This is a genomic window from Microbacterium oxydans (assembly GCF_006540085.1).
GTDB lineage: Bacteria > Actinomycetota > Actinomycetes > Actinomycetales > Microbacteriaceae > Microbacterium > Microbacterium oxydans.
The window spans coordinates 1-13,351 of the sequence record NZ_BJOG01000009.1; the positions used below are offsets into that span (position 1 = coordinate 1).

Below are 13,351 nucleotides of genomic sequence, written 5' to 3' on the forward strand. Positions count from 1 at the left end.
CGGGGGGCGGATGCCGGGGTCGCCGGCATCCGCCCCGCCGTCTCGACCGCGCGTGGCGCGATGACGGTCATGCGATCACTCCTGCTCGGCGTCCAGTGCCGCCTGCATCTGCTCGGCGAGGTCCTGGAGACCCTCCTCCGGGGCGACCGCCCCCGACCAGACCTGCGAGAGCACCTCGCTCTCGATGCTCGTCCAGGCCGACGTGTTCTTCGATGCCGGGTAGGGGACGGCGTCGTCGAGCGCGTCGATGTAGACCTGCAGGTCGTACTGCGGCAACGCATCGACCCACGCCTGCTGGGTGCCGTCGAATGCGGGGATCACGGTGCCGGTCTCGGCCTGGATCTTCGCCGCCTGCTCGCCGGAGGCGAACTCGGCGAACTGCTTGGCCTCGGCGAGGTGCGCGCTCTTGGCATTGGCGACGTTGCCGACGCCGTGGATCACGCTCTGGTTGCCCTCTGCTCCGGTGGGAAGCGGGGCCACGTCGACGCTGCCGCCGATGTCGGCGTTGTCCGCGTAGGCGATGGCCGCCCACGATCCGTTCTGGAACATGGCGACCTTGCCGGAGAGGAAGAAGTCCTCGGGGTTGGTGTCGGTCATCTGCTGCGCCGTGGGCGACGATCCTGCGGCGATCAGGTCGGTCCACAGCTCGATACCGGCGAGTGCCTCGGGCGACCCGTAGCCGCTCTTCGTGCCGTCGGCGGAGATCACCTCACCACCGGCCTGCGCGATCGAGTTGTAGAAGTTCTCCTGCCCGTACTGGCTTGCCGCGACTCCGAACTGCCCCGTGGCAGGGTCGGTGAGCTTCGCGGCCGCGGCGGAGAAGTCGTCCCACGTCCAGCCCGCCGACGGATACCCCACCCCGGCCGCGTCGAACAGCGCCTTGTTGTACCAGAGGGCGACGGTGTCGAAGTCCTTCGGTGCCCCGTAGAGCTTCCCGTCGTAGGTGTAGAGGTCGATCAGGCCCTGCGGGTAGTCGGCCGCGTCGATCCCGCCGTCGTCGAGGGGAGCGAGCTGACCGTTCGAGGCGTACAGCTGGAAGTTCGGGCCGTTCATCCAGAACACGTCGGCCGCCGAACCACCGGTCGCGGCAGTCTGCAGCTTGGTGAAGTACTCCTTGTACGGCGTGACCTGGATGTCGATCGTGACGTTCGGGTGCTCCTTCGTGAACGCCGCGGCGATCTCCTCCATCGCAGGCTTCTGGTTCTCGTCCCAGATGGCGTAGCTCAGGGTGACCTCGCCGTCCGAGCTCCCTCCCCCGGTTCCGGACGAGCAGGCGCTGAGGGCGAGAACGGCTGCGGCTGACGCGGCGATGGCGCCGAGAGCGCGGCGGGTCGTACGGGGCATCGGTGTCTCCTTCGACAGTGCACGGTGCGCGGATTCACGGTTGTTAATCGTTTAGCGCTAATCGATTAACAAGGAGAGTACCCCGAGGTTGACACCCCCGCAACCATCGAGTCGTTCGAATCGCGCGAATGGCCCGATCGCGGGGGCGGATGCGCGATGCGGGAAGGCCCGACGACTACAGAACGGAACCGAGAGCCAGACCGAGAGCCGCGGCGAGCAGACCGAGCAACAGCATCCCGACCGCGTTGAAGGCCGACGCCGGGCGCTCTCCGTCACGCCACAGGGCGACCGTGTCGAGCATCGCCGTGCTGAAGGTCGTGTACCCACCGAGCAGCCCCGCCCCGAGGAGGAAGGCCGCGTCGGGCAGCGCAGTGGCGACGACTCCGAGCGCGAACGAGCCGCTGAGGTTGACGAGGAGGATGCCCCAGGGGAAACGGCGGCCCGTGAAGCGGGCGACCCCGAGATCGACGAGGTAGCGCAGCACCGCGCCCACCCCTCCGGCGAGCGCTGCACCGATGAAGAGGAGCGGACTCACGATGCCCCTCCCGCGCGCGGCCGACCGAGACGCAGTCCCAGAGCCGCCGCGGCGAGCCCGAGCGTGAGACTGCCGACCGCATAGGCGACGGCGATGACAGGCGCGTCCGCCCACAGGGAGAGGGTGCCCGTCATGAAGGCGCTGTAGGTGGTGAAGCCGCCGAGCACGCCGGTGCCGAGCGCGAGTCGGAGCTCGGCTGTGGCGGGCAGGCGCGCGGCCAGCAGTCCGATCAGGAGGGCCCCGACGACGTTGGCGACCAGCACGGCCACGGGGAAGCCCCCGACATCCGGCAGCATGAGCCCCAGCCCGAGCCGTGCCGCAGTTCCCGCCGTGCCGCCGGCGGCGACCAGGAGGATGCGGCGAAGGTTCACGTCCGCCACTGTAGTCGCCGCCTGACAGCGGACCGTCCGGATGTCAAGGCGGTGGATACCGGGATGCGCGCCGCGTTGACTGAGCGCATGAATCCCCTGTGGAAGTTCGACCGGACCCTGCCGACCGGAACACCTCTGGAGTCCGGCGCGCGCCATGACGTCGTGATCGTGGGCGCGGGGCTCACCGGGCTCTCGACGGCGGTCATGCTCACCAGAGCGGGCCTCGACGTGGCGGTGATCGACGCCGGCGGGATCGCCGAGCTCGCCAGCGGTGCAAACACCGGAAAGCTGTCCCTGCTGCAGGGCGCGCAGCTCGCGACGATCCGTCGACACCATCCGGCAGAGCTCGTGCGCGCCTACGTGGATGCCAACCGCTCGGGAATGGAATGGCTGCTCGCATTCGCCGAGCTCTCGGGTGTTCCGTTCACCCGCCACACGGACCATTCCTACGCCCAGGGCCCTGACGGCATCGACACGGTGGACGAGCAGCATGCCGCCGCTCGTGAGGCGGGCCTGCCGACCAGGGTGCTGTCGCCCACCGAGCTCCTGCCCACCCCGTTCCCCGTGGCGGCCGCAGTGGCGCTGGACGATCAGGTCGCCATCGATCCCGTCGCCGTCGCGGTGGCGCTGGCCGCGGAGCTGCTCGCCTCGGGCGGGACTCTGCACACAGGCGTCAGGGCGACGGGGACCAAGGCGTTCGCCGGGCGCGTCGACACCGCACAGGGACCGCTCTTCGCCGAACACATCGTGCTCGCGACCGGCACGCCCATCACGGACCGCGGGCTCTACTTCGCCAAGGTGCGGGGGCTCCGGTCGTACTGCGTGTCGTTCCGGGTTCCCGGCGATGTGCCGGAGGGCACGTTCCTCTCGGTCGACGGACCCACCCGGTCGATCCGTCCCGTGACGGTGGCGGATGGCCCAGGCAGCGGAGCCCGGCTCGTGGTCGGAGGCAACGGCCATCCGGTCGGCCGGTCCGACAGCGAGGCGGCCGCAGTGGAGGACCTCGTCGCCTGGGCGCAGCTGCATTTCCCCGGTGCCGAGGAGACGCATCGGTGGTCGGCACAGGACTACGAGTCGCACGACCTCATCCCGTTCGTCGGGGCGATGCCCCGTGGCTTCGGCCGCATCCGCTTCGCGACCGGCTACGCCAAGTGGGGTCTGTCCAATGCACCCGCCGCGGCCCAGCGCCTCACCTCCGAGATTCTCGGCACACCGCGGCGCGATCGCCCCACCTGGGTCACGACGATCGGCACGCGCCTGACGGTTCCCGCCGACCTCGGTCGCGGCGCCGTGGAGGGCGGAAAGGTCGCTGCCGCCCTCGCCTCCGGGTGGGTGGACGCGGAACGGCGCCGCACGCCGGTCCCTCAGCCCGCGGAGGGCGAAGGGGTGGTCGCGAATCGCGCGGGGCGTCCGGTCGCGGTCTCCACCGTCGACGGCGTGACCCGGGCGGTGGGCGCCGTGTGCACACACCTCGGCGGAGTCCTCAACTGGAACGACGCGGACTGCACCTGGGACTGCCCCCTGCACGCATCGCGCTTCGCCCCGGACGGGACGCGCATCGAGGGTCCGGCGCTCCGCGACCTCACCCCGCTGTCGTCGGCGGACCCGGAGTGACGTCGGCCGAAGGGGGCGGGCCGTCCCACCCCTGCTGCGGCGTGTCCCCGTTCTCGCGGAACACGTACTGCGACACGAGTTTGCGCTGGCTGCTCGACCAGTCGATCGCAGGACGACGCTGCTCCGGCGGCAGGTAGCCCAGCCGGTAGACGGCCATGAGCTCGAGGTCGTCGGGCACGCGCAGCAGCTCGACGATCTCGTCCCACCGCCCCGGCACCTCCATCGGGAACGAGATGAACTGGATGCCCATGCCGAGCTCGACGGTCGTGAGCCACACGTTCTCCATCGCCGCGCCCATGCTGAACACCGAGTAGAACGACGACAGCTGTCCCGGTCGGTACTCGCTGCGATCGAGCATGACGCCCAGCAGCAGTGGTGATCCCGCGACGAGCTTCCGGTTCTCGGCTCCGAGGGTCTTCGGCACTCCGAACGTGTTCATCAGCGTCTGGCCGCGCTTGGTGAACACCTGGCTCGTGAACGGTCGGAGCGCTGCGGGCAGCTTGTCGAACAGCATGCCGCTGCGCTTCTCCTCCATCTCGGCCTGACTGAAGCGGAAGTACGGCTTGTAGCGCTCGAAGAAGGTGCCGTTCGACATCGCCTCGGTCATGCTCTCGCCGGAGATGCGGGCGATCTGCTCGATCGTGTCCCGGCTCTCGATCACGACGAACCGCCAGGGCTGACTGTTCAGCTGCGACGGCGCACGCCCCGCCGCCTCGAGAAGGATGCGCTGATGCTCTTCGGAGACCGGGTCGGGCAGGAACGCGCCGTTCGTGGTCTTACGGCGGCGGATGGCGTCGAGCAGCTCCATGCGTTTCACTTCCGGTCGGCGGTGGACCGCGAGAGCAGCAGCCCCGCGATGATGAAGGGTGCGGCCGTGAGGGCGACCACCGGGTGCCGTCGACCGTGCGTGCCGAGATACGGGATCGCCGCAAGCGGCGCGGCGACGGGGAGCAACGCGAGTGCGGCGCGACGACTCTGTCCGCGCGGGCGGCCCCACAGTGCTGCGCTCAGCGCCAGACCGGTCGTGAGGCACGTGGCGATGTACAGCAGGTGGTGCAGCCACCGGAAGTTCCGTGTGTCGACGACCCGCGCCGCGACGGCCGTGCCGAGAGCGCAGTTCGCTCCGTACGCCGTTGCCGCGGCGACGAACAGCGGCGCCGCATTCGTGCGCCGGGGTCCGTGAGCCATGCCCCGACCCTACGCCCGGGGCTGCTCTGCGATCGCCCCCTTGCGCCCCGCGCGCCCGTTCGGTACGGGCCCGACGCACTTCCGGTCGCGATATGACAGCCGAAACCGTGGCTGAGGCTGGCATATCGCGACCGGAGGGGGCGACTCAGAGGTTGCCGTCCGCGTAGATGCGAAGGGCGTCGCGGACGAACTCCGCGCCGTGCGTGCCGCCGGACGACGTCGCATAGTTCGCGCCGAAGCGCGGATCCGCGACGTACATCTCGCCGAGGCCGATCACGTACGCCTTGACGTCTCCTCCGGGCGCGGCCGCAGGAGTGCCGGGGATGCCCGTGAGCCACTCCACGTGGCGTCGCGCGATCTCCTGGGCTTCGCGGGAAGACGGATCGATGCCGCTCTCCGCCGCCGCGATCCAGTCGCGTCCGAGGTCGGACACCCGCTTCTGCCACTCGCCGCGTTCGGAGTCGGTCATACCGCGCCACCAGCTGTCGCTGTCGGCGTATGCCTTCTTCCCCCAGCGTTCCTCGACCTCGTCCTTGTACTTCGTATGGTCGAAACCGTCGAACATGTTCTCTGCCATGAGGTTCTCACCTCCTCTCAATGCCGTGATGGTGGATTCGACCGACGCGATCTGTCGCGCCAGCCTGGTCTGTTCGTCGCGCAGCAGCGCGAGATGGGTCTCGAGCGCCGAGGCCTCGACCGCCCCGGCGTCCGCGCTGGATGCCGATCCCAGCACCTCCGCGATCTGCGGCAGCCCGAGTCCGAGCTCCCGCAGCAGCAGGATGCGCTGTAGACGCACGAGGGCGTTCCCGTCGTAGTGCCGATAGCCGTTGGACGCGATGCGCGACGGCGGCAGCAGCCCGACCTCGTCGTAGTGCCGGAGCGTGCGACTCGTCGTACCCGCCAGCCGCGCGATCTCCTGGATAGACCAGTCGTCCTTCTCCATCGCCCCTCCGTTCTCCATCGCCCCTCCGTTCCTCGCTCAACACCCTCGACTCTGCCCAACACCTGACTCTAGAAGTTGACGCAGCGTCAAGGTCAACCACGCTCCGGTCGCGATATGTCAGCTGAAAACGCGCGGCAGGGTGTCATATCGCGACGGGAGCGGTGAGTGCCCTTGACAAGAACGAGATATATCGTGTTATCGTGGCAATACACGATATATCGTGACCCCAACCCAGGAGAAGCAGACATGACCGAGAAGTGGCTCATCGCCCCCGGCGAGGAACGTGTCATCGACATCGAATCCGTCACCCGCCTCAAAGTGGGCCTCGTCGGCGGACAGGTCGACATCATCGCCCACGACGAACCGGGCATCCGCATCGAGGTGCACGGCGTCACCACCAAAGACCTGCGCATCGAGTCCCACGACGGCGAGGTCGAGATCGACCACCCGCAGCTGGGATGGGACAACTTCCTCGAGGTGTTCCGCAACTTCGGCTCGGGCGGCCCCCGCGCCGAGGTGAGCGTCGCCGTCCCCCGCGCGATCGCCCTGAACCTCGGTGTCGTCAGCGCCGGCGCCCTGGTGTCGGGACTCCGCAACGACGCCCGCCTCAACACGGTGTCCGGCGACATCATCGTCGACACCCTGATCGGCGACCTCACCGTGAACTCCGTCTCGGGCGATGTGCAGGTGCGCGGACTCACCGGCTCGATCAGCGCGAACAGCGTCTCGGGCGACGTGGCCGTCACGGGCGTCGTGCGCCGGGCAACGGTCGACATCGTCTCCGGCTCCACGCTGGTCGATGCCGCAGGAGACGTGAACACCATCACCGTCAACTCGGTCTCGGGCGGGACCACCGTGCGTCTGGACGAGTCTCTCGCCGCGAACTACGTGATCCGGTCGCTGAGCGGACGCCTGCTGATCGACGGCGTCGAGCGCAGCACCTCGGGCCCCAGCAACTACACCGGCACCACCGGGGAACTCGCGGGGCGCTTCGTCGACCTGCGCGCGAACTCCGTCTCCGGTGGAGTGACCGTGCTCCGCCGCTCCCCCGCTTCGATCACCGACGACCCGGAGTGGGAAGCATGAGCCCCGCGGTCTTCTCCCACGGCGACCTGCGCCTGTATCTGCTGTCGCTCCTCGCCGAGGCGCCCCAGCACGGTTACGGCATCATCCAGTCGCTCACCGATCGCACCGGTGGCACCTACACGCCGAGCGCCGGCACCATCTACCCGCGACTCGCGAAGCTCGAGGAGGAGGGCCTGGTCTCCAAGACCGTCGACGGCCGAACCACCATCTACTCCATCACCGAAGCCGGTCGGGCCGAGCTCGCCTCACGCGAGGGCGACCTCGCCGGCATCGAGGCGGGACTCACCGACTCGGTACGACTGATCGCGAGCGAGGTGCGGCAGAGCGTCAAGGATGCGATGAAGAGCCTCCGCGCCGATCTGGCAGCGGCGGAGAAGGACGAGCGGAGCGCGGCGAAGAACCGTCCACGCACGGCCACCGACGACTCCCGTCTCGTGAGCCGCGAGGAGATGCACCGTGCGGATGCCGTGATCAACGCCTTCCGGGCCAGGGTGCGCACCGACCTTCGCACCCACATCGCCAAAGGCGGCACGCTGTCCCCGTCGATCGTCACCGAGCTCGAGGAAGCCCTGGATACCGCAGCCCGCGGCGTGACGGTCGCACTGAGCGGCTCCGGTTCGTGAACAGCTCCGGGTCCTGAGCCTCCGGGACCCGAGTCCCCGATCAGACGGAACCCGCCCGACCACACGGAACCCGCCCGACCACGCAGAAGGTGTCGGCATCCATCGCGGATGCCGACACCTTCTTTCTGGTTCTCTGTGCGGTCGGACGGACTACTTCTCCGGCCAGATCTCCTTCTGCTCGTCCGGCACCGACTCCCCGAGCGGCACCACGAGGACGGAGCGATGCTGACGATGGGCCAGACGAGCGGCGACCGACCCGGTGAAGAACTCCCTGATGGACTCGCCGATGCCGCGCTTGCGAGTGCCCACGACGATCAGCTGGGCGTCGAGCTTGTTCGCGAGCTGCTTGATCGCCAGCGCGGGGTCTCCCACCAGCTGCCGCGCCGTCCACGTGATGTCCGCACCAGCGAGCATGCCCGCGGCCGCCGCCTCGACCGCCTCGAACTCCGCAGCACCGGCATCGAAGTTGATGTCGATCGGAGCCGAATGCACGTAGCCGTCCGGGTCCTCGTACGTGACGAATCGAGTGACGTCGACATGCGCGACCACCAGCGGCGCACCGAGCAACCGCGCATAGCGCACGGCCTCGTCGATGACGTGTCGGTCCTGGTCCACCTGCATGCCGACGATGACGGCTTTCTGCAGCGCCGCGTTCTGTGCGGCCTCGTCGGAGGGAGTGGAGGTGTCGTCGGTCATGAAGATCGTTCCCTTCAGCAGCCTGGCGTCAGCCAGAGGGGCTTACCCGCGTGCTATTCTGAATGCTACTCTTACCGGCTTTGATCCGGTGTCGTGAAAAATGCCGCGGGCCTCGAACCCCGCCGCTTAACTCGTGAGGGGGTCTCGCGCATGGGCCGTGGCCGTCAGAAGGCGAAGCACACAAAGATCGCCCGCGAACTCAAGGCGTACAGTCCGTCGGTGAACTACTCCGCGCTCGAGCGCGAGCTGGGTCATCCGACAGACGAAGACGCATATGTCGACAAGTGGGCAGATGACTACGCCGACGAAGATGAGGACGAACTAGAGAAGGCCTGACCGCCCCTCTGTTCGTGACACCCGCACGACGTGCGGGTGTTTCTTCGTGCTCCGGGGCCGGCAGCTGAGAGGATCTCCTCATGCCTCGCGTCGTCGCCCTCTACCGTCACCCGATCAAGGGCCTCACGCCCGAACGACGTGAATCCCTGACGGTGCAGTCCGACGGCAGAGTCGACGGCGATCGCGTGCTCGCGTTCCGGTTCGCAGACGCGACCGAGCCGGAGGACCGCGACGGTTTCGACTATTGGCCCAAAGCCAAGGGGCTCGCCCTCCAGGATTTCCCCGCGCTCGCCGCTCTGCGCACGAGTTACGACGACGGGAGCCGCCGCATCCGTATCGTTCACGCCGGTGCGACACTCGTCGACGCAGGTATCGACGAGGAGGGGCGCCGGGAGATCGCGGATGCCGTCACCGACTTCGTCCTCGCCACCCCCGAGGGTCGCCGCCTCCGACGGCCGGGCCGCCTTCCGATCGTGCTCGTCGGCGACGGCGAGACGTCCCGCTTCCAGGACCGCTCGCGCGGCTACGTCTCGGTGCACAGCCGGGGCAGCATCCGCGCACTGGGCGAGGCGCTCGGGATGAGCATCGACGATCGGCGATTCCGTTCGAACATCGTGATCGATGACGCCGACCCGTGGAGCGAACTCGAGTGGACGGACGACGTGCGCATCGGGGAGCTGTGCTTCCGCGCCGCCGGCCCCATCGTGCGCTGCCTGGCGACCCACGCGAACCCCGACGACGGCCGGCGGGACGCGAAGGTCCTCACCACCCTCACCGGAGCGTTCGGCCAACAGGAGCCGACCCTCGGACGGCTGCTTCTCCCCGGCTGGCCGGCCGCGGATGACGACGGCGCTCAGCACGGTGGCGTCGTCCACGTCGGCGACGAGCTCCTCGCCCGCTGAACGCCACGCTCGAACGGGCGGGTTGCTCGATGTCAGCGCTCCCTTTCCGTATCGCCATTTCGGCCGAGAGGTCATCATCTCAGGCTTGTGAGCGCAAACATTTTCTGATTTGATGTGCATGTGATCGACGGCGCCACGACGCCAATCCCCCGCCCAGGGCGATCCGCAGGAACATGACCTCAAAGAGGAGAACAGCATGGCAATCACCCCTCGCTTCACCCGCACCGCCGCGATCGTCGCCGTCGGCGCGGTGTCGGCCTTCGGCCTCGCAGCCTGCTCATCCGGTGATTCCGGAGACGACGGCGCCGGCGGCGAACCCGTCACGATCGAGTACCTGCACCGTCTTCCCGATGGAGAGGGCATGACCCCGACGTCCGAGATCGTCGATCGCTGGAACGCCGAGCACCCCGACATCCAGGTCAAGGCGACGAAGTTCGACGGCAAGTCGAGTGACATGATCCTCAAGCTCGAGACCGACGTCAAGGCGGGCAACGGACCCTGCCTCGCGCAGACGGGATACTCCGAGGTGCCGCAGCTGTTCGTCAAGGGTCTGCTGCAGGACGTCGCGGACGAGGCCAAGAAGTACGAGGACGACTTCTCGGCCGGAGCCTTCAGTGGCATGAAGGTCGGCGACGCCATCGTCGGCCTCCCCCAGGACACCGGACCCCTCGTGTACTTCTACAACGAGGCCGAGTTCCAGGCGCTCGGGCTCGATGCCCCGAAGACGCTCGACGACCTGACGGCGGACTCCGCCACGGCAGCGGCTGCCGGCAAGTACGTCACGGCGTTCACCCCCGATGAGGCGCAGAACTGGCTCGCCGCGCAGTCGGCTGCGGCAGGCGACACCTGGTTCAGCACCGCCGGCGACGAGTGGAAGGTCGACGCCGAGGGTGCGGGCTCCGAGCGCGTCGCCGCGTTCTGGCAGGGCCTGCTCGACGGCAAGCAGACCCTCGCGACCGAGCGCTGGGGCGAAGGCTTCACGGCCGCCCTCAACGACGGCAGCCTCATCGGCCACGTCGGCGCGGCATGGGAGGCCGGATTCCTCCTCGACTCGCTCGACGGCACCCCGGCAGAAGGACAGTGGCGCGTCGCCCAGCTCCCCGACTTCGGTGCCGGCGCCATGAGCGGCCCCGACGGCGGTTCCGGTGTCTCGGTCATGAAGGGCTGCGAGCACCCCGCCGAGGCGATGGAGTTCAACGATTGGTTCAACACCCAGGTCGACGACCTCGCGTCGCAGGGCCTCGTCGTGGCCGCGAAGGGCGACGTGGAGACCCCCGAGAAGATGCTGCGCCAGTTCGGCGGACAGGACGTGCTCGCCGAGCTCGGCACCGCCACCGAGAACCTCAACCCCGACTTCCCCTACGCGCCGGGCTTCTCGACGCTGTCGAAGATGAACGAGACCGCAGCGGCAGCCGTGGCCGGCACCGCGACGGTCGCCGACATCTTCACCACGGCGCAGGACACGGCAGTGGCCTCTCTGAAGGACCTCGGCCTCCCGGTCGCGGAGTGACCGGGCGAGAAGGCATCATCGGATGATCGACGGCGGAGTGCACGCGCAATCGTGCACTCCGCCGTCGTCTTGACATCGAGAGGCGACACCATGGTCACAGTGACCGAGACGCGGGGCGCGGCACCGGAAGCTCCGCCGCGCAGCCCCACGGATCCGGCCCGCAGACGCCGGTTCGGAACCCGGAGGGAAGGCCTCACGGGCTGGCTGTTCATGACGCCATTCGCGGTGCTGTTCGTACTGGTCTTCCTGGTCCCGATCATCGTGTCGATCCGGTCGTCGTTCTTCGCACAGGTTCCCGCGGGTGACGGACTCTACGGCGGCGGTGAGCTCGTCGACACGTTCGTCGGTCTGGAGAACTTCATCACCGCCGCGACCAACGGGGCGTTCTGGACCGGCATGGGTCGCGTGGTGCTCTATGCCGCGCTGCAGATCCCGGTGATGATCCTCGTCGCCCTCGGACTCGCCCTGCTGCTGGACTCGTTCATCGTGCGCCGTCCCACCCTCTTCCGGCTCTCCTTCTTCCTCCCCTACGCGGTTCCCGGCATCATCGCGGCGATGATGTGGCTGTACCTCTACACCCCGGAGGTCTCACCCTTCCTGCCGTTCCTCCCCGAGGGCACCGACTTCATGGCGCCGGGAACGATCCTGTTCTCGATGGCGAACATGACGACCTGGACCTACACGGGGTACAACATGCTCATCTTCCTGTCAGCACTGCAGGCCGTCCCCCGTGACCTGTACGAGGCCGCGCGCCTCGACGGCGCGTCCGGCTTCCAGATCTCGATGCGCATCAAGGTGCCGCTCGTGCGGGGAGCCGCGCTGCTCGCCGTGCTGCTGTCGATCATCGGCACCATCCAGCTGTTCAACGAGCCGGTCGTGCTGCAGGCCGCGAACTCGTGGATGGGCAAGGACTTCACGCCCATGATGCTCACCTACAACACGATGATGGGCGAGATCTCGCCGTCCGGCAGCGGCCCCGCATCGGCATACTCCCTGCTCATGGCTCTGATCGCGGGTGTGCTCGCGATCGTGTACGCGCTGCTGCAGCGCCGGAAGGGCGACGCATGACCACCACGCGCCTCATCACCACAGGAGCTTCCCCGCGCCGACGGCCCCGCAGACCGCGCGACGTGGACGCCCCGCCACCCTCGATCGCCCCCACACCGGCCGCTCGGGCGTTCGGCATCGTCGCGCTCGTCGTGGCCACGCTGTACTTCCTCGTGCCCGTGTACTGGCTGATCGTCGCGTCGACAAAGAACAACACCGACCTCACGTCGACCTTCGGCTTCTGGTTCGCCGACTGGAACCTCGGCACGAACTACGACAGCCTCATGAACTGGACACAGGGCCTTTTCTGGCGGTGGGTCGGCAACTCGATGCTGTACTCCGTGAGCGCGGGCGTCATCGGCACCCTGTTCGCCGTGATGGCCGGTTACGCGATCGCGAAGTTCGCCTTCCCCGGCAAGCGCATCGCGGTGGGTGTCATCATGGCGGGGCTCCTGCTCCCGGTCGCACTGCTGACCGTTCCGCTGTACATCGAGTTCCAGGCGCTCGGACTCACCAACACCGTCTGGGCGATCATCATCCCGTCTGCGGTGTCGCCCTTCGGCGTCTTCCTCGGAATGGTCTACGCCCAGTCGTCGGTGCCGACCGAACTGCTGGAAGCCGCCCGCATCGACGGTGCCGGCGAGGCGCGCATCTTCTTCACGATCGTGATGCGGCTTCTGGGTCCGGCGATGGTGACGATCTTCCTGTTCATCTTCGTGGCCACGTGGAACAACTTCCTGCTGCCGCTCATGATGATCTCGAGTCAGGATCTGAAGCCCGTGACCCTCGGGCTCTACGGGATGGTGAGCTACTTCGCCCCAGACAAGGGAGCCGTCATGCTCGGCGCCCTGCTCGGAGTCATCCCGCTCGTGCTGTTGTTCTTCGCCCTGCAGAAGTACTGGCGCTCCGGCCTCGCCGCCGGCGCTGTGAAGGGCTGATCCGGTCCCCACCCGTCGGCCCCCGCACGGCACCCCGTCCGCCCTCGGCACTGCGCCGAGGGCGGACTTCTGCGTGTGGGGAGGTGATTGCGCCCGTGATCTTCCTCCCGACGGGGAGAAGTCCTTCCGTAAGGGTGGGCCTGAGGAGGGCCCGAGGAGGGTGGGCATGGCCCGGCCCGCCGCAGGCCCCTTGCATGTGCTGTCCTCGTGGGGAGGAG

General features: G+C 68.2%; 15 protein-coding genes. 8 read left to right on the top strand and 7 right to left on the bottom strand.

What is annotated here, in order from left to right; translation table 11 throughout:
* Positions 1 to 75: 75 nt before the first annotated feature.
* The 3 genes from MOX01_RS16630 to MOX01_RS16640 all read right to left on the bottom strand — a co-directional run bounded on the left by MOX01_RS16630 (position 76) and on the right by MOX01_RS16640 (position 2,250).
* Positions 76 to 1,344: an ABC transporter substrate-binding protein gene (locus MOX01_RS16630; protein ID WP_141370630.1), complete on the bottom strand. Its 1,269-nt coding sequence runs from the start codon at positions 1,342 to 1,344 to the stop codon at positions 76 to 78.
* A gap of 175 nt (positions 1,345 to 1,519) precedes the next feature.
* Positions 1,520 to 1,879 carry a fluoride efflux transporter FluC gene (locus tag MOX01_RS16635; RefSeq protein WP_113681462.1) on the bottom strand — a complete coding sequence of 120 codons (360 nt, stop codon included), beginning with the start codon at positions 1,877 to 1,879 and terminating at the stop codon, positions 1,520 to 1,522.
* A complete protein-coding gene (locus MOX01_RS16640; RefSeq protein WP_141370632.1) occupies positions 1,876 to 2,250 on the bottom strand; it encodes a fluoride efflux transporter FluC in 375 nt (124 codons plus the stop codon). The genes MOX01_RS16635 and MOX01_RS16640 overlap by 4 nt, the downstream gene beginning before the upstream one ends.
* Positions 2,251 to 2,337: 87 nt before the next feature.
* Between MOX01_RS16640 and MOX01_RS16645 the strand changes: the two genes are divergently transcribed.
* A complete protein-coding gene (locus MOX01_RS16645) occupies positions 2,338 to 3,864 on the top strand; it encodes an FAD-dependent oxidoreductase (protein ID WP_141370634.1) in 1,527 nt (508 codons plus the stop codon).
* On the opposite strand, the gene MOX01_RS16650 is transcribed toward MOX01_RS16645, so the two are convergent.
* From MOX01_RS16650 to MOX01_RS16660, 3 genes are all read right to left on the bottom strand, one after another.
* Entirely contained in the window at positions 3,833 to 4,672 is an 840-nt protein-coding gene (locus MOX01_RS16650) for a nitroreductase family protein (RefSeq protein WP_058631650.1), read from the bottom strand. The two genes, MOX01_RS16645 and MOX01_RS16650, sit on opposite strands and share 32 nt — an antisense overlap.
* A gap of 5 nt (positions 4,673 to 4,677) precedes the next feature.
* Positions 4,678 to 5,052 (bottom strand): hypothetical protein, encoded by a 375-nt coding sequence (locus tag MOX01_RS16655; protein ID WP_046746508.1) that lies wholly within the window; start codon positions 5,050 to 5,052, stop codon positions 4,678 to 4,680.
* 145 nt (positions 5,053 to 5,197) lie between these two features.
* On the bottom strand, positions 5,198 to 6,013 hold the full coding sequence (locus MOX01_RS16660) for a MerR family transcriptional regulator (RefSeq protein ID WP_230977974.1): 816 nt from the start codon (positions 6,011 to 6,013) through the stop codon (positions 5,198 to 5,200).
* A gap of 228 nt (positions 6,014 to 6,241) precedes the next feature.
* On the opposite strand from MOX01_RS16660, the gene MOX01_RS16665 reads away from it, so the two are divergent.
* On the top strand, positions 6,242 to 7,081 hold the full coding sequence (locus tag MOX01_RS16665) for a DUF4097 family beta strand repeat-containing protein (protein ID WP_141370636.1): 840 nt from the start codon (positions 6,242 to 6,244) through the stop codon (positions 7,079 to 7,081).
* A complete protein-coding gene (locus MOX01_RS16670; protein ID WP_046746510.1) occupies positions 7,078 to 7,704 on the top strand; it encodes a PadR family transcriptional regulator in 627 nt (208 codons plus the stop codon). Before MOX01_RS16665 ends, MOX01_RS16670 begins: the two co-directional genes overlap by 4 nt.
* Positions 7,705 to 7,854: 150 nt before the next feature.
* On the opposite strand, the gene MOX01_RS16675 is transcribed toward MOX01_RS16670, so the two are convergent.
* Entirely contained in the window at positions 7,855 to 8,400 is a 546-nt protein-coding gene (locus tag MOX01_RS16675) for a universal stress protein (protein ID WP_058631648.1), read from the bottom strand.
* 150 nt (positions 8,401 to 8,550) lie between these two features.
* On the opposite strand from MOX01_RS16675, the gene MOX01_RS16680 reads away from it, so the two are divergent.
* The 5 genes from MOX01_RS16680 to MOX01_RS16700 all read left to right on the top strand — a co-directional run bounded on the left by MOX01_RS16680 (position 8,551) and on the right by MOX01_RS16700 (position 13,133).
* Complete coding sequence (locus tag MOX01_RS16680) at positions 8,551 to 8,736, top strand: DUF3073 domain-containing protein (protein ID WP_029259537.1); 186 nt, start codon at positions 8,551 to 8,553, stop codon at positions 8,734 to 8,736.
* A gap of 80 nt (positions 8,737 to 8,816) precedes the next feature.
* Positions 8,817 to 9,638 (top strand): MOSC domain-containing protein, encoded by an 822-nt coding sequence (locus tag MOX01_RS16685; RefSeq protein WP_141370638.1) that lies wholly within the window; start codon positions 8,817 to 8,819, stop codon positions 9,636 to 9,638.
* Positions 9,639 to 9,834: 196 nt separating this feature from the next.
* Positions 9,835 to 11,148 carry an ABC transporter substrate-binding protein gene (locus MOX01_RS16690; RefSeq protein WP_046746513.1) on the top strand — a complete coding sequence of 438 codons (1,314 nt, stop codon included), beginning with the start codon at positions 9,835 to 9,837 and terminating at the stop codon, positions 11,146 to 11,148.
* 90 nt (positions 11,149 to 11,238) lie between these two features.
* The gene (locus MOX01_RS16695; protein WP_127011708.1) at positions 11,239 to 12,216 is read left to right on the top strand and encodes a carbohydrate ABC transporter permease; all 978 of its coding nucleotides are present in this window, start codon (positions 11,239 to 11,241) and stop codon (positions 12,214 to 12,216) included.
* On the top strand, positions 12,213 to 13,133 hold the full coding sequence (locus MOX01_RS16700) for a carbohydrate ABC transporter permease (RefSeq protein ID WP_052748586.1): 921 nt from the start codon (positions 12,213 to 12,215) through the stop codon (positions 13,131 to 13,133). The genes MOX01_RS16695 and MOX01_RS16700 overlap by 4 nt, the downstream gene beginning before the upstream one ends.
* Positions 13,134 to 13,351 lie beyond the last annotated feature (218 nt).